Annotated in this window: 18 protein-coding genes; all 18 read right to left on the bottom strand. The window is 33.1% G+C overall.

Translation table 11 applies throughout. From position 1 onward, the window contains the following. A partial coding sequence (locus tag BUB36_RS05090) for a phage portal protein (protein WP_073147672.1) occupies positions 1–881 on the bottom strand: 881 nt, incomplete at its 3' end. A 73-nt stretch (positions 882–954) separates the two neighbouring features. Next, entirely contained in the window at positions 955–1,365 is a 411-nt protein-coding gene (locus BUB36_RS05085; RefSeq protein ID WP_073147670.1) for a hypothetical protein, read from the bottom strand. Between the two features lie 223 nt (positions 1,366–1,588). Continuing rightward, positions 1,589–3,136, bottom strand: coding sequence for a terminase large subunit (locus BUB36_RS05080; protein WP_073147668.1), 1,548 nt, complete (start codon positions 3,134–3,136; stop codon positions 1,589–1,591). 19 nt (positions 3,137–3,155) lie between these two features. Next, entirely contained in the window at positions 3,156–3,623 is a 468-nt protein-coding gene (locus BUB36_RS05075) for a phage terminase small subunit P27 family (RefSeq protein ID WP_073147666.1), read from the bottom strand. Between the two features lie 115 nt (positions 3,624–3,738). After that, on the bottom strand, positions 3,739–3,927 hold the full coding sequence (locus tag BUB36_RS05070; protein WP_073147664.1) for a hypothetical protein: 189 nt from the start codon (positions 3,925–3,927) through the stop codon (positions 3,739–3,741). 79 nt (positions 3,928–4,006) lie between these two features. After that, positions 4,007–4,783 carry a virulence-related protein gene (locus tag BUB36_RS05065; protein ID WP_073147662.1) on the bottom strand — a complete coding sequence of 259 codons (777 nt, stop codon included), beginning with the start codon at positions 4,781–4,783 and terminating at the stop codon, positions 4,007–4,009. Positions 4,784–4,882: 99 nt separating this feature from the next. Continuing rightward, the gene (locus BUB36_RS05060) at positions 4,883–5,200 is read right to left on the bottom strand and encodes a DUF6329 domain-containing protein (RefSeq protein ID WP_073147660.1); all 318 of its coding nucleotides are present in this window, start codon (positions 5,198–5,200) and stop codon (positions 4,883–4,885) included. Between the two features lie 108 nt (positions 5,201–5,308). After that, positions 5,309–6,553, bottom strand: coding sequence for a site-specific DNA-methyltransferase (locus BUB36_RS05055; RefSeq protein WP_073147658.1), 1,245 nt, complete (start codon positions 6,551–6,553; stop codon positions 5,309–5,311). A 37-nt stretch (positions 6,554–6,590) separates the two neighbouring features. Next, positions 6,591–7,103, bottom strand: coding sequence for a hypothetical protein (locus tag BUB36_RS05050; protein ID WP_073147656.1), 513 nt, complete (start codon positions 7,101–7,103; stop codon positions 6,591–6,593). 229 nt (positions 7,104–7,332) lie between these two features. Further along, on the bottom strand, positions 7,333–7,710 hold the full coding sequence (locus BUB36_RS05045) for an HNH endonuclease (RefSeq protein WP_073147654.1): 378 nt from the start codon (positions 7,708–7,710) through the stop codon (positions 7,333–7,335). Positions 7,711–7,894: 184 nt separating this feature from the next. Continuing rightward, positions 7,895–8,065, bottom strand: coding sequence for a hypothetical protein (locus tag BUB36_RS19605; RefSeq protein ID WP_165613032.1), 171 nt, complete (start codon positions 8,063–8,065; stop codon positions 7,895–7,897). Positions 8,066–8,325: 260 nt separating this feature from the next. Continuing rightward, complete coding sequence (locus BUB36_RS05040; RefSeq protein WP_073147652.1) at positions 8,326–8,742, bottom strand: DUF1492 domain-containing protein; 417 nt, start codon at positions 8,740–8,742, stop codon at positions 8,326–8,328. A gap of 2 nt (positions 8,743–8,744) precedes the next feature. Continuing rightward, entirely contained in the window at positions 8,745–8,975 is a 231-nt protein-coding gene (locus BUB36_RS05035) for a hypothetical protein (protein WP_242655720.1), read from the bottom strand. Beyond that, positions 8,975–9,385, bottom strand: coding sequence for a DUF7768 domain-containing protein (locus BUB36_RS05030; RefSeq protein WP_073147650.1), 411 nt, complete (start codon positions 9,383–9,385; stop codon positions 8,975–8,977). The genes BUB36_RS05035 and BUB36_RS05030 overlap by 1 nt, the downstream gene beginning before the upstream one ends. A 241-nt stretch (positions 9,386–9,626) precedes the next feature. Further along, positions 9,627–11,519, bottom strand: a complete 1,893-nt coding sequence (locus tag BUB36_RS05025; RefSeq protein WP_073147648.1) for a DNA primase family protein — start codon at positions 11,517–11,519, stop codon at positions 9,627–9,629. A 246-nt stretch (positions 11,520–11,765) separates the two neighbouring features. Continuing rightward, positions 11,766–12,443 (bottom strand): BRO-N domain-containing protein, encoded by a 678-nt coding sequence (locus BUB36_RS05020; protein WP_073147646.1) that lies wholly within the window; start codon positions 12,441–12,443, stop codon positions 11,766–11,768. Further along, positions 12,440–14,137, bottom strand: a complete 1,698-nt coding sequence (locus tag BUB36_RS05015) for a hypothetical protein (RefSeq protein ID WP_084111721.1) — start codon at positions 14,135–14,137, stop codon at positions 12,440–12,442. The genes BUB36_RS05020 and BUB36_RS05015 overlap by 4 nt, the downstream gene beginning before the upstream one ends. A 2-nt stretch (positions 14,138–14,139) precedes the next feature. After that, the gene (locus BUB36_RS05010; RefSeq protein ID WP_073147644.1) at positions 14,140–14,592 is read right to left on the bottom strand and encodes a DUF669 domain-containing protein; all 453 of its coding nucleotides are present in this window, start codon (positions 14,590–14,592) and stop codon (positions 14,140–14,142) included. Between the last annotated feature and the right edge of the window lie 5 nt (positions 14,593–14,597).

The raw sequence follows: 14,597 nt of genomic DNA, 5'->3' as shown, positions 1-14,597 counted from the left end.
GCATGTTCTAAATCTCCAATAAGATGAGGAGGTACTCTATAAATTCTACATATTTCATTTATCTGAAATTTTCTTGTCTGTAGAAACTGTGCATCCTCTGGTGGTATTCCTATTTCATGGTATTTCATTCCTTCTTCTAGTACAGCTACTTTATGTGAATTTCCTACACCCCTATATACCTCTTCCCACTGTTTTCTTAGTTTTTCAGGATCTTTTAAAACCCCCGGATGTTTAAGTATTCCTCCTGGTCTTGCTCCATTTCCAAAGAATCTTGAACCAAATTCCTCAACTGCAAGGGCTAATCCTACAGCTTCCCTAGCAGCAGATATTGGAGATATACCAGTAAGTCCATTAAAAGAAAGTCCTGGTATATGAAATATTTTCTCTTTAGGGTAAATTATCTGTTTGCTGTCAATAAAATATTTATATTTAATTTTCTTAGTTTCTTTATCTCTTTCTACTACCATCTTATCTGGCTGTAGGGGATAAATCTCTACTATATTACCTGCTCCATCTCTTACTATTTCAGCGTATGCATTTCCCCATAGTAGAAGGTGAGTCATCATTGTTTCCCTAAAAGAAAAGCTGGTCATTTCTTCATTAGGTAAATCATGAAGGATTAAATACAACGGGTGATTTATAGCCTTTTCCTTTCCTTTAGTTTTTCTAATATATAAAGGAAGAGGTAAGCTGGCCAATGTTTCTGCAATTACTCTAACACATGCATAAACTGCTGTTGATGTTATAGCGTTGTATTCAGATACGTTTTTTCCAGCATTAGACTGAAGTCCAATATCTTCAGACATTAAAAAAGCCTTGATTTTATCATCAAGACTTATGTTTCTTCTTTCAAATAGTTTTGATATAAAAGGAATTTTCAATGATTCACCTCCTCTTCAATAAAAAAAACAAAGTGATAAAGTTATTTCTTCATCGCTTTGTTTTTTTCAAAAATTATTTATTACCTAACATATTTCTATAACCAAAACCTTTAACATTTTGAGGATTTTCTTTTAATCCTTGTCTAAATCCTCTTCCTCTACCAAATCCTATACCTAGTCTTTCATTTTTATCTCTATTTTGTCCTGGTGTTGTACAATTTTCCATTCTTTCAGTAATTAATTTCTTATAGTTCTCACCAGCTTCTTCCGTTAATTTTCCTTCTCTTACCATTTGATCAATTATATTGATCTTTTCCTTTAATAATTCTTCAACTGAAAGATTTGATCTGTAAAGCATCATACCATTTCCTCTTCCAAAGGTAGTACTTGTATCTACTGTACTATCATCTGCTGCGAAGGCAAATCCTATACTACCTAATACTAAAGCAGCTCCTAAAGTTAATGTTAATAGCTTTTTCTTCATATCTCACATCTCCTTTTTTTATTTTTATTTGTTTTGTTGATTTCATTATATAGATGCGTTATGAAGAAAATATGAAGAACTAAATTTTCTTTTATATTTTAAATTTGAAAAAAGGAATTCTATTAACCAATATATATTATAAGGACAAATTTAAGATTAATAAAAATAATTTTGATATGAAGGATATTTTCAATGAATGCCTTCTCTCTTTGAATCGAGATAATTAAATCATTATAATCCCTCTCTCATCATACACAGACTCCCTATTCTCATTCCTTATAGCTCTATCAAGTGCCATAATCATCGCAACAGCACCATCAATTTTTTCTGTACTTTTCTGTTTATCAGGCTTTATGTTTCCTGCTGGGTCAGTTCTGACATGTATGTTATCCATCATCCACTGTAAAACTGGATGTCCACCATGTGCTATTTTCTTTTCTAAGGTAAGTTTCATAAGTTCTTTTGTTGGTGGAGACATATCTTTATAACCTTGTCCAAAGGGAACTACTGTAAACCCAAGTCCCTCTAAGTTTTGCACCATCTGTACAGCCCCCCAGCGGTCAAAGGCTATTTCTTTAATGTTGTACTTAGTACCTAGTTCTTCTATAAATTTTTCAATAAATCCATAGTGTATTACATTTCCATCTGTTGTTTTAAGGTAGTCTTGCTGCTCCCATATATCATAAGGGACATGGTCCCTTCTAACTCTAAGCTTTAAGTTTTCTTCAGGTATCCAAAAGTATGGTAGTATATAGTATTTATCATCTCCTGGTATTGGTGGAAAAACTAATACAAAAGCTGTTATATCAATACTACTTGAAAGGTCAAGTCCACCATAGCATATTCTCCCTTTTAGCTTTTCAGGATTTACTTCGAAGGAGCACTTATCCCATACATCCATAGGCATCCATTTGATATTTTGTTTTAACCACATATTTAAACGTAGCTGTTTAAACAAAGCTTCTTCTACTGGATCTTGTTTTGCTTGCTGAAAATGCTCCCTTACCCTTTCAATCTTAATAGTATGGCCTAAACTAGGATTAGCTTTGTACCAGTTCTTCTCATCTGTCCAATCTTCTCCTTCTTCAAGACCGTAAATTATAGGAAGAAATGTAGGGTCTACTCTTCTTCCCGATAAGATGTCTTTTGCTTTTTGGTGCATGTCCCAACCATAACCCCTTAGCTGATCACCTGCAGTAGTAAGATATATAAACAAAGGTTGTTCCCTTGCATCTCCTGAACCAGTTGTCAGCATTCTAGCAAGGTCTGCATTGGGATAAGTCCAAATTTCATCCAGTATTACACAGGAGGGGTTAAGACCTGATTTAGATTTTACATCAGAACTTAGTACCTGATAAAAACTACCGGTTCTTGGATAAACAATTCGTTTGGTTGACATTACAGTTTTGGTAACTTTAGATAATATTTTATTCCCTTCAACAAAATTTACACTTGTGTTAAAAATAATACTGGCTTGTTGCCTGTCACAAGCAGCTACATAGACTTCTGCATTGGACTCTCCATCAGCTGTGAGCATATAAAGAGCGATGGCTGCTGCAAGTTCAGATTTTCCATTTTTCTTTCCTATTTCTACATAAACATTTCTATACTGCCTTGTGCCATCTTCTCTTACAGTTCCAAAAGCTTTTTTAATTAAATCTATCTCCCAAGGAAGGAGGATAAAGGGCTTACCTGCCCATTTTCCCTTAGTAAGCTTTAGCTGCTGGATAAATTGAATTACTCTGTTTGCTTTTTCTTCTAAATAAGGCATCTCCCCACCTCCATCGGTTTTATATATTTAGGAGTTCAGCCATAGGGTCGTACTCGGCCTTTTCTTCTATATCCACTCTTATTCTTGCCCTTGCAGAAGGTGTAAGCCCAAACTCAGAGCAGAAATCCTTCATTATTTTAAGGTATGTCTGAGCTATGGATACCTGTGGTACCTGCTGGATATATCCTGATGGTGTTTTAAAGATAGTACCATGCTTTGATAAAAACTCCTCTGCTTCCTTCCACCTTGCATAAGCTTGACAATATCCTGCAAAAGCTGCTGCGTCTATTTGTGTTAGTACTCCAATAGTCTCTAAAATTTTGGCCATTCGTTTCCATTCTTTTTTTGCTTCAGGTTCAAGCCATGACGGACATCTTGGTGCCTTCTTCTCTGGCTTGGGTTCGTTATTATTAAGTGGCCTTTTTCCTGGATTTCCTTCAAGTACCTTTAGGGCAGTTGGTTTTGGTTTTCTTCCTCGTGTCGCCATGGTATCACCTCCATTTCCCCTGCATTTGCCCTGTAAGGGGTTTTTATCTTTATTTCAATGGATTATGCCTATAACATGAAAAAGAGCCTTTGTGGCCCTTTTCCTCTTTACTTTGTTAGCTTTCTACTTCCTTTCCAAATTCATCTATTAGGCTTTCATCTAGTTCCCAAAATCTGATTAGTTCTTCATACACTTCTTTAATCTTATGTATATCTTCTTTTGCATCATCACCAAGCACACACTTCTTTTCCTTTGCTGTAAAAATCAGCCCCTCAAGAGTTGATATTATAAGCCATTTATTCATCCTTTACACCTCCCTATGTTTTTGTTATTACATTAATCACTCTATACATAGGGAATTGCAAGACTTTTATCAATCCTTTCTAGTTATTTTTTTCTACTTCATATTTACCTTTAGGTTTTACTTTTCTAAAGGCTCCGTTGCCTGATAAGTTCTTTAGAAGTTCTTTCCTTGCCATTTTATACTCATCACCAATCATTCCAAGTCTTAAAAGCCATGTCCTGAAAGTGTATTTTTCATTATCTGTAGATTTTACTTTTGCTGAAGCATGTTTTAGCTTTTTAGCATTTTCATTTAGAATATAAATAAACTGCTTAAAAACTTCTTGCTTTTCAAGGTTTTCTTCTTGCTCAAATTTAAAGGTTATTGTTTTGTCATAAAAATCAAATTCAATTCCCGGGCAGCTATTTTCCCCTATATCTTCAAGGGCTGTTTTAAAATCTTCTAAGGTTTTAATTTTAACTTTATTAATACCTATGATAAAGTCTTCTCTTATTAAATCTTTCTCAATTTCTAATGCTTTTTTAATCAGTTCCTGCTTGCTGTAAATCATGTTAACTAGATTTCTTAAGGTTCTACCGCTGTGTCCTTTCATTGGTAAAGTAACTACTGCATCTTCAACTAATGTTTCATTAGCTTTATCAATTCCTATTTCCTTATTAATTACTTCTTCAGCTCCTTTTAATAGTTCTTCAAATTGTACTTGTTCTCCTGATGCTGTTATAATCTTACCTTCTCTATCAATGGTGTATGTTTCATCTTCTGTTTCCACCTGGTATGCAAAACTTGGTGCTCCTAAATATTTAGATTTCACTCCAAAGTGCTCACTTAATTTTTTCACTAGTTCCTTTCTATCCATTTAAAATCCCTCCTGTGTTTTTTGTTACTACATACATCACTCTAAACACAGGTGAAGTCAAGTTATTTATTTACATCACTAAAAAAAGGCCTAATGGCCTTAATCTAGTTCTAATGCGGTGTATCTTGAATATTTATATCCTTCAGAGTTTACCAAAATTTTTTCTCCGGTTTTTTCATTTTTAACCCTTATGCATCTTATCTGACCGTTTTTGTTCATCCCACCATCTTCGCCCTCTGTAATCCAAGATTGATCTTTTAAAAAAATTTCGCTAAAATTTTTAAATTCATTATCGCTAAGCTTAACTTCTTTTGTTACTTCATACGAAACCCCTTTTCTTCCTATTTTTAAGTCCATTTCAGTTATTTTTTTTAATTCTTCTAAGTTAAATACCTTCCTTATAAATATCGCTTTCATTTTAAATCCCCTTTCTGTGTTTTTGTTACTACTATATATCACTCTAAAACACATATAAATCAAGGGAATTAGCAATAAAAATTAATTTTTCTTATGCCAAAATATCTATCACTTATTTTGTTTTATTAATGCTTTATAAGATATTTTATCTCCATCCCTAACTAAAAAGACTTCTTCATCTGTTTCAACATACTCTATATATCTTTTAACAATAACATCCACATACTTTTCATCAAGTTCAATAGCGTAGCATATTCTGTCGAGTTGTTCACAGGCAATAATTGTTGATCCACTTCCTGCAAAAGGCTCTAGAACTATACAGTTACTAACTGAACTGTTTTTTATAGGATATGCTATTAAAGGTATAGGTTTTGTAGTTGGGTGTAGTTTTGATTTTGTTGGTCTATCAAAATTCCAAACAGTAGTTTCTTGTCTTCCTGCATACCATTTGTGTTTTCCTTTCTTTTTCCAACCAAAAAGGCAGGGCTCATGTTTCCATTGATAAGGACTTCTTCCTAAAACTAATGAATTTTTAACCCATTGGCATACTCCTGATAAATAAAATCCTGCATCTTCAAAAGCCTTTCTAAATATAAGTCCTTTAGTATCTGCATGAAATACATATATTGATGCATCATCTGCCATTACACTTTCGATGTTTTTAAAAGCATCAAATAAAAATTTGTAAAAGTCATCATTGTCAAGGTTGTCATTTTGTATAGTTCCTGCTGCTCCTTCGTATGATACGCCGTAAGGGGGATCGGTAACCACTAAGTTTGCCTTCTTCCCTTCCATAAGCTTCTCATAGGTTTCTTCTTTAGTACTGTCCCCACAGATAAGTCTATGTTTTCCAAGTACCCATATATCTCCCTGCTTTGATATTGGTTCTTCTTCTAGTGCTGCATCTATATCGAAGTCATCATCAGTTACTTCTTTATCGTGGATATTGGAAAATAAATCATCTATTTCTGCTGCATCAAATCCAGTAAGGTTTATATCAAAATCTAGTTCTTTTAAATTCTCAAGTTCAAGGGCCAATAATTCTTTATCCCAACCAGCATCTAATGCTAATCTATTATCTGCTAAGATATATGCTTTCTTCTGGGCCTCGGTTAAATGCTCCACTAATACGCAGGGTACTTCTTTTATTCCTTCTTCTTTTGCTGCAGCTATTCTGCCATGCCCTGCAATTATATTTTTATCTTTATCGATAAGTACTGGACTAACAAAACCAAATTCTCTAAGGCTGCTTCTAAGTTTATTTATCTGCTCTTTGCTATGGGTTCTAGCATTATTGGCATATGGGATTAATTCATCTATAGGAACTAATGTTAACTTCTCTGTTCTTTTCAAGCTTTCCACCTCCAACTTTCTACATTAAAAAAAGCACCTATTCATCTAAATGGGCGCCATCATTACTTTTGCTATTTTTTTCTAATCTAGTTTCATATCCAGTTTTTTCTCTATATGAACCATACCTATAATCCCTTGCACACTTCCTAGAGCAGAATTTTCTATTTTTATTTCCGTATGCTTTAAAATCTTTACCGCAATATTTACAAACAAATGAATACCAAGCTGTATCTCTACGGTCTTTCTTATCTTGATTTTCATTCCACCAAGTTCTTCTGCATTTATCAGAGCAGAACTTTGATTTTCTTCCTCTGCGCATTTTTGTATTTATTTCTTCTCCACAGTATAAGCATTGTTTTTGTATCTCTTTCTTTTTAGGTACGTCATTCTTTAGTGACTCTCCATATCCTAAATACCCAGTAAGTCCATACTTTTTACACAAATCTCTAACATCATCCCTCTTAACTTTTAAAATGCTAGCAATACTTTTATAACCATAGCCTTTTTTACGAAGCTTTAAAATCTCTTCTTTTTGCTCTTTTGTAAGCATATTTAACACCTCTACTTTTCATTTCAACTAGCCTCTTAAATTAGCTGTTTACATTAACTTTAATCATTTCGCTCATTTTCCCCTCCCGGCCTAAGAATACTGCGAATTAATCTGTGAAGGGCCCGCCCCGTTCCTGTGTTTGTAAAATGTTGAGATGTTATACCCCCTACCCCTATGTAAATTATCCACAGAATATCAACGGTTTATCCACAGGGTTATCCACATATATTTAGTAGGTGTACACCTTATTTTTCCTTCCCCATCTTCCATCTTTTTTTGCTGTTTTCCTATCGTGACATGATTTACAAAGAGGTTGAAGGTTATCTTCATCCCAAAACAAAGCTTCATCACCATGATGAGGTACAATGTGATCCACTATTGCTGCAGGAGTAAGTCTTTCTTTCTTTTTACACTCTACACAAAGAGGGTACTTAGCTAACACTTTTTTCCTTAACCTTTGCCATCTACTACTGTTATAGAGTTTTTTATATTTTCTGCTTCTGTTATATTTCTTCGTCTCTTCCTTCTGATGTTTCTCGCAATACCTTCCTTCCGTCAGCTCTGGGCAGCCTGGGTAGCTGCACATGCGTTTTGGTTTTCTTGGCATAAATATTCTCCTTATCTATTTTTGCTTTAAAACAAACAGGGAACATGCAGTACACCTTCTTTGGTGTGAGCCATGTTCCCCAAAGGCATTTTTTACATTTCATTATTTTTCAGCTCCTAATTTTAGGCATTATAAAAGCCCTGAAAACATTTTTTGCTTCAGAGCTATCGTTATGTATTAAATCCTAGAATCTTATTTTATTACCACATTCAGTACAAGTAATTAGAATTTCCTTTGTATCACTTACAATTATATTGAATTTTTCAGCTATCTTATCATATTCTAAAGCATTTTCTAAAGTTAATCTTTGTCCACAATTACTACAGACAAGAATAAATTCTCCTTCTACCGCCATATTTATCACCTCGTGGTTTCTTCTAATACTGTTGTATGCAAACATGGGTTCGTTGTAAAGATAAATTTATCTATTTTTACAGGCATAGAAAAAGCCCTCTAGAGTTTTAGCTCCAAGGGCCCATTATCAAGAATGCTGCGTTTCCTTGGAATCGAATCGATATAACCTCGGCCTATTCAAACAGCATATGGTACTCTTGATTTTTCTATACCTTTACACTTTATATTTTACTACATTTTAATAGTCGCATTCAATCGCATTTAGTCGCAACTTTTTATTTTTTGAATTTCTTTTAATGCTTTTCCATGAATTCTAAATATTGTGCTCCTGTCATAACCCATAGCACTTGCTACATCTTCCCAGCTTTTACCGCATATATATCTCATTTCTAAAAGAACTTGGCAAGTAATATCATTTACCTTGTTAATAGTTTCTAGTATTTCTTTTTTTAAATCAACTAACTTATCAATATCATCATTTATTTCATGACTTAAATCTATAAGCTTAACAATAGCATTTTCCATAGGACTTGTTATTTTTCCGCCACTTACTTTTTCTTGTGTAACATCCACTGTGACTTTTTGGGCCAAACTTTCTAGCCTTTGTTTCTCTTCAAGCTTATTGTTAATCTTTTTGTCAAGCCAAATAGCTTGTGATAAATATTCCTTAGCTTTCATAGCTATACCACCTCTATTTTTCCACCATAGTAGGTTTCAATTATATAATCTCTTTTATCTTTATCCAAAGAGAGTATTCTCTCAATTGCCTTCTTCTGTCCTAGCTTAAATTCTTCTTTTGTTTTAAAAAATCCACAATCAATGCCTTCACATTTATTTAATTTTAAAATAGTGCATTTTTTATTTTTATAAGCAAAACAATCTTTAGCATCACTTACATCCATATTGTTCATTACTTCATCCCTCCCACTGGTATACAATGGGTATTGAAATATCTAATAGGTATATTAATACTTTTTGCTTTTTCTATCTCAACAGCCATTCCTGATGTAACTTTACTACCAAACACCCACAGTTCATGACATTTTGATAAAAGTACTAATCCCATAGATATCCCTAGCTCTCTTTCTTCAGGGTCATCCTCACATAAAAACTGTGGGTACATGAGATGGGGTATAATTGGTATAGCATTTCTAGTTACAGCAAACCTTCCATATCTTCTGGCCCTTTCAGTATTTCCTTCAATATCTCCAGCAAATGGACTGCAAATAAATACTAGTTTTCTATGTTTTTCTATATTTTTAAGGGCTTCATACGCAGTCAGATCCAAATAACCCTCATGATTATACGAATTTATACCCATGTTGGACTCCTCCTTATATGCTCTAAGCCTTTTGTTTTCAAGGCTTTGATTGGTTTTTATTTACCTAAAGGGGTACATGATCTATAGATATTTCTATATTTTATTATTTTCTTTATATATAATATCTTTTTATATAAAGTCCTTATAAAAAGATATAGTATCTTGAACATCTTTCACACCTTTGATATTACTAGCTTAAAAAGTTGAACTGATATTGGACATAACTAGAACCTATGTTGGACTATTCATTTTTCACAAAAATCCGATATTTTTTACCATTTATTCTTTTATCGATAATTTTAAATTCAAATCTTTTATTAATCTGCCTTGAAAATTCAATATGACTAAGTGGCTGAAAGTTATTATTTAAACAATACTCTAAATATTTTTTATACACCTCACCCGTTATCTCATTTTCTATTTCTTTTTCATATTCTTCATGAAATCCAATGATAGGGTTGTTAGTCTTTTCATACTCTTTTAGTTCCTTTTCTACTTTGGATGACTTTGTAAAACAGCGGTTTTTTAACACTCGTTTCAGTCCTTTAATTCCTAGCAGTATTAAATATTCCATAGATTCTCTTGACCTTAATTCATATTTTATATGTGGCTTAAAATCCGGATCATCAGGAGAAAACTTTGCATTAAAAGGAACAATTAAAAGCCTTCTCTGCACAGCTCCTGTTTTATCCTTCACCCTTGGAATATTGTTGGCTGAAAATAAAAGTTTTGAATAGTTATTAAAATCAAAAGGGTCTTGGCCTTTCTTTTCAACATTAATTCTTTCTCCAGTTACTAGCTTTTTGAAAATAGATGGATTTGCAATAAATTCATCTCCTATATCGTCTCCAATGTTGGCCAGTTTTCCAAATAATTCTGCTGTTTTAAATCTTTCTCCTAGTTCTTTTAAATCAAGTGCAGCTATGTTTTTTATACCGATTAAGTTAGTAACCATATCAAGGAATGTGGATTTCCCGTTTAATTTTTCTCCTGTAAGAATGAAAGTTTTTCCTATCTCATTTCTCCTGTAGAAAGTGTATCCGATAAGTTCTTCTAGTACTGCTCTGATTTCACTATCATTACAGCTAATTTTATCTAAGGTTTTATCCGTTAATTCCCAGTAAGCACTCGGATTATAATCCCAGGGGATTTTATTGGTTATAATATACTCAGGAGAATGGTCTATAAAGGAATCGTTTTTTATGTTATATATGCCATTATTAAATGCAATCAAGTTATAGTCTTCATATTTTGGCTTTACTTCCTTTGCTATAAGCCTTAAATAATGCATTGTCTCATTTCGTTTGGACTGGGTCAGCTCCGGCAGATGTTTAATCATAGCTGTTTCAATTTCTTCTAGGTCATTTTTATAAATTCCATCTTTATATAAGTGGAGCTGACTATTTATTTTTATAATGTGCTCCTCATTCTTTAGAAATTTGGCAAATTTATCATGTAGGAACTTGGATTTAATATAAAAGGTCTGCTTTAAGAATGCTTCATCCCTAAGGATAGTGTCTACTTCTTTATCTGATAGTGGTGTCTTTAATACATATTGATTTATAATTTTTATAATATTTTTTATTGAATCTTTACTAAACCCCTCTGATTGGAGAGTGAGGATATAGTTAAAGAGAGCCTGGTTTCTTCCATCTCCTTCTTCTAAAGATTTAAAATCTGGAATACTCTTTTTCTTAAGGGGTTTTAACCACTCTGGCAGAAAATCAATTTCTTCTACGGTATCAATTTTATTAAGCCACCTTCTGGTTTTTCCATTGACTTTAAGAGGTACTAGTGCATTTTGCTCTCCTACTGCAACATCTACTTTAACTCCTATTGGTGTCATAAGCTTTGTCTGTTTTCTTTTAACCTCCGTGTTTCTAAAATAGAAGTGAATACCTCTATCAGTTTTTAAGATAGCACTTTTTACTCCTAGCTCTGCCACTATTTGTTTTACAAGCTTTCCTTCTTTTTCATCATCTATATCAATCTGCACCATTCCATCTGCTAGAATACCTGCAAAGTCTCCACCGGTTTTACGGATGTAGTCGTAATTGTAGAATGATTTTTTATTACGATAAGGCTCAATTGGTTTCTTGCCTTTTGTTTTAATGTATCCTTTTAAAATTTCCAAATTACGCACCACCTTTTTCGATTTTTCATCTGTATTTTGGGAGGTTTATATACCAAAACAGAGGTGTTTTGGAGAGAGTTGGGATGTATTTTTACCTAAATATTGGTAAAACAAGTATAAAACCTCCCAAATCAACATCAATTTTTAATTATTTTCTATTAAATTTCCTCTGTTTTAGGGCTGTTTTGGTGATAATCCCCAAATTAGCCCTAATTTTTAATGAAATTTCCTCAAAATCACCAAATCTTATTCACTCCAGCCTTCTTTTAATGCTGTCTCATAGTAGATATTTTTAAGTCTTTGATATGTTTCTTCACTAATTTCATTAATTTTTCTTCCTAGAAATACTTGTACAGCATCTCCACTTGTCATTTGGTAGGCAAATTCATCGGTATAAAGAAACTGGAGAAACCTTTCTTCAAGGTCTGTTAATTTCAGAAACTCCTCCGGAAGCTGAATCTGAAACTGCTGACAGATGTTTTTCACTGTTACAGCAATACTTCTATCACTACAGTTTTGAGATTTCATAATGTCTTTTATAAACCTTAGAAATCTTATGATTTCACTAAGACTAGGCTCTTTTCTATCAATAGAATAACTTCCAGTTTTTCGTAATGTTGGCAGTACTTCTTTAGTAATCCATCTTTTAAACTGCTTCGCCTTTGAAAGTTTTGAAGATAATATCAAAGCATACAGACCGCTTTCGTTAATCACTATCACTTCTTGTACTCTTCCTAAATTATCGATGATGGGATGTTTCATCCCGTCATCTTCATCAACGTGTCTTGAGATAGCTTTATGTGGTTCCTTGTAAGCTAAAACTTCAGCTACATCCTTCCCAACAAACCATGGTTCATTATTAATAATCATACTTCTTACTTCGCCAAAATCTTTATTTTTAAATACTTTCACCACTTCATTCATTGTTTTTCCACCTTTCCTATAAAATCAAATAACCGTTTCCTTGCTACCTGAATATACCATTCTCTATCTAATCTTTTAGGAATTCTTTTGCCTATTACACAGTCATTTACAATAAAGCATCTTTCAGGAGTATTAGCTATTTTTTCTACTCTACCATTTTCTTTTACTTTATAAACTCCGTTGTCATCTTCTTTCTTTGAAGCAAATACCCTAAGGCACTTTTCTGATAATTTTTTATTACCATAAAGGGCGTGGGAATATTTATAGCTTATCTTTACTACCTTTTGAAACATCATAAGATTTTTACTGTTTCTTATGGTTTCCTCTACTGGTACTCCATTAATGAAATATTCTTTTAATGCCATATTTACAATTGGTAGGTCATTATCAATACTATTTAATTTCTTGACATAGGCTCCTTTTGACTTATAGCTGCCATCGTCTTTAATGATGATATAGTTATTGACATCCTTTTGATAGATTTTATGAAAGAGTTCAAAATCCAGTTTCATACGAGTTCTTTCTTCCCACTCTTTACATATGGATTTTATTTTATTAAGGTCTCGTTTCCTTTTGATTTTCCCTATTAATCCATCAGTATTAGATTGAATTAAAGTCCAGTGGGGTTCTAACTTTTCTATTAAATCTAAAAGTAATAGCTGTCCGCCTACGCACACATTATTGGCCTGTCTTGGGTCATAGAGGTTATTATATTTATATTTCATGGCCCCATAGGTACTGTTAAGGACTATTTTATAAGGAAGCTGCATAGGGTTCTTTTCTGCTTTAAGTCTAAGACGTTGTTCATAGATTTTCTTGTATAAGTTAGGATCTTCTACGTTTCTTGATAAAAAATCATATTCAAGCATAAGAGATGGATAAAAGGAAGATACATCAACATTTACAAGAATACCTTCATCCTGATACTTGTCCCTTGCTCCATGGAGTCCTCCCCATGCAAATACATGGGGCACTCCACTTATAATTGTTTCTAGGGATTTTTCATAACTATGATTACTATGGTCCTTATACCACTCTACTACATTTTTATATTTTTCAATTTTTAAAGTGTTTGGCAGGATTAAATCAAATTCATCAGAGCGATTTACCTTATCAGCCTTTAAAATTACCGCTGCAAGTTGCGCCTTAGTTTTACTTATATATTTTAGTGGTAGATTAAAGGCCTTTAGCAGAGCCACATGGGAGTTAAATTCTTCTTTTCTATGAAGAAAAATCTCCATAGTCTGCTCTACATCATATGTGCAGTAACTAACTACTTCCTGTAATTCATTTTCAGTTAGTTTTCTATCTATATTAAAACTTACTGTCGTTTCTCTGATATCATTTCCCATAAATCCTTCTAGTTCCTTTAGGCTATTATGGGTGGTCATTACATCATATTGATACAGTTTTATTTTTTGAAATAAAGAGCTATACTGCCATCCCTGCTTTTTATCTGTTATAATGTACTTGGAGATACTATGGGGATCAAAACCTAAAAGGATACCTTTTAGAATATACTGGTCATAGTGACGGCTGTTATAACCTATCCAGATATGTTCTTTATGTTTTTCATAAAATGATGCTAATTTCTTAGCATCATTTATGATTACATGTTTTTGATGATTTGTGGGGTCAATTATGACGAGAAGCCAATCGTGGGGAAAGACTTCTGCGTCATAAAATAAAATCATCTCTACTCAACCTCAAATACTTCAACTATTTTAAAGGTCTTAAATCCTTTTTTGGTTTCCCCATACTCCACTGCATACTCATAAGTTTCATCAACGGCTTCATGGATATTAAGGAGCATATTATGGTATTGAGTAAAACTTTCAAATTCTACTTCTAAACAAGATTCTAAAGACCTTAAAAATTCATTTGCCATATGAAGTCCATAGGGAGTATGGATAACTTGATTCATAAACAGAATAGAGTTTTTATATTCTCCTTCTAAAATTCTCATCCAGCAGCTAACCATAGGTTTGCCTGTTTTTGATTCTACAAGCTCTAACTTTTCAATCTTTACTTCATAAGTTCCAAGGGGTACTTCTTTATACTCACTATCGCTAGCACTAATATTTTTTAAATCTTCTATTAATCCCTTCACATCAAATTCCTTATCAAATTTTGCAAATACATTACTCATGATAA

This window comes from Paramaledivibacter caminithermalis DSM 15212 (assembly GCF_900142245.1).
Classification (GTDB): domain Bacteria; phylum Bacillota; class Clostridia; order Peptostreptococcales; family Caminicellaceae; genus Paramaledivibacter; species Paramaledivibacter caminithermalis.
The sequence above is the reverse complement of the archived record's forward strand: the minus strand, read 5'-3'. Positions and strand labels throughout refer to the sequence as shown.

Bases quoted from the DNA above. Each gene is read 5' to 3' on its own strand.
- BUB36_RS05070 (WP_073147664.1), bottom strand. From the start codon at position 3,927: ATGAATAAATGGCTTATAATATCAACTCTTGAGGGGCTGATTTTTACA.
- BUB36_RS05050 (WP_073147656.1), bottom strand. From the start codon at position 7,103: ATGCTTACAAAAGAGCAAAAAGAAGAGATTTTAAAGCTTCGTAAAAAA.
- BUB36_RS05040 (WP_073147652.1), bottom strand. From the start codon at position 8,742: ATGAAAGCTAAGGAATATTTATCACAAGCTATTTGGCTTGACAAAAAG.
- BUB36_RS05045 (WP_073147654.1), bottom strand. From the start codon at position 7,710: ATGCCAAGAAAACCAAAACGCATGTGCAGCTACCCAGGCTGCCCAGAG.
- BUB36_RS05020 (WP_073147646.1), bottom strand. From the start codon at position 12,443: ATGAATGAAGTGGTGAAAGTATTTAAAAATAAAGATTTTGGCGAAGTA.
- BUB36_RS05030 (WP_073147650.1), bottom strand. From the start codon at position 9,385: ATGGGTATAAATTCGTATAATCATGAGGGTTATTTGGATCTGACTGCG.
- BUB36_RS05080 (WP_073147668.1), bottom strand. From the start codon at position 3,136: ATGCCTTATTTAGAAGAAAAAGCAAACAGAGTAATTCAATTTATCCAG.
- BUB36_RS05065 (WP_073147662.1), bottom strand. From the start codon at position 4,783: ATGGATAGAAAGGAACTAGTGAAAAAATTAAGTGAGCACTTTGGAGTG.
- BUB36_RS05075 (WP_073147666.1), bottom strand. From the start codon at position 3,623: ATGGCGACACGAGGAAGAAAACCAAAACCAACTGCCCTAAAGGTACTT.
- BUB36_RS05010 (WP_073147644.1), bottom strand. From the start codon at position 14,592: ATGAGTAATGTATTTGCAAAATTTGATAAGGAATTTGATGTGAAGGGA.
- BUB36_RS05085 (WP_073147670.1), bottom strand. From the start codon at position 1,365: ATGAAGAAAAAGCTATTAACATTAACTTTAGGAGCTGCTTTAGTATTA.
- BUB36_RS05015 (WP_084111721.1), bottom strand. From the start codon at position 14,137: ATGATTTTATTTTATGACGCAGAAGTCTTTCCCCACGATTGGCTTCTC.
- BUB36_RS05060 (WP_073147660.1), bottom strand. From the start codon at position 5,200: ATGAAAGCGATATTTATAAGGAAGGTATTTAACTTAGAAGAATTAAAA.
- BUB36_RS05035 (WP_242655720.1), bottom strand. From the start codon at position 8,975: ATGAACAATATGGATGTAAGTGATGCTAAAGATTGTTTTGCTTATAAA.
- BUB36_RS19605 (WP_165613032.1), bottom strand. From the start codon at position 8,065: ATGGCGGTAGAAGGAGAATTTATTCTTGTCTGTAGTAATTGTGGACAA.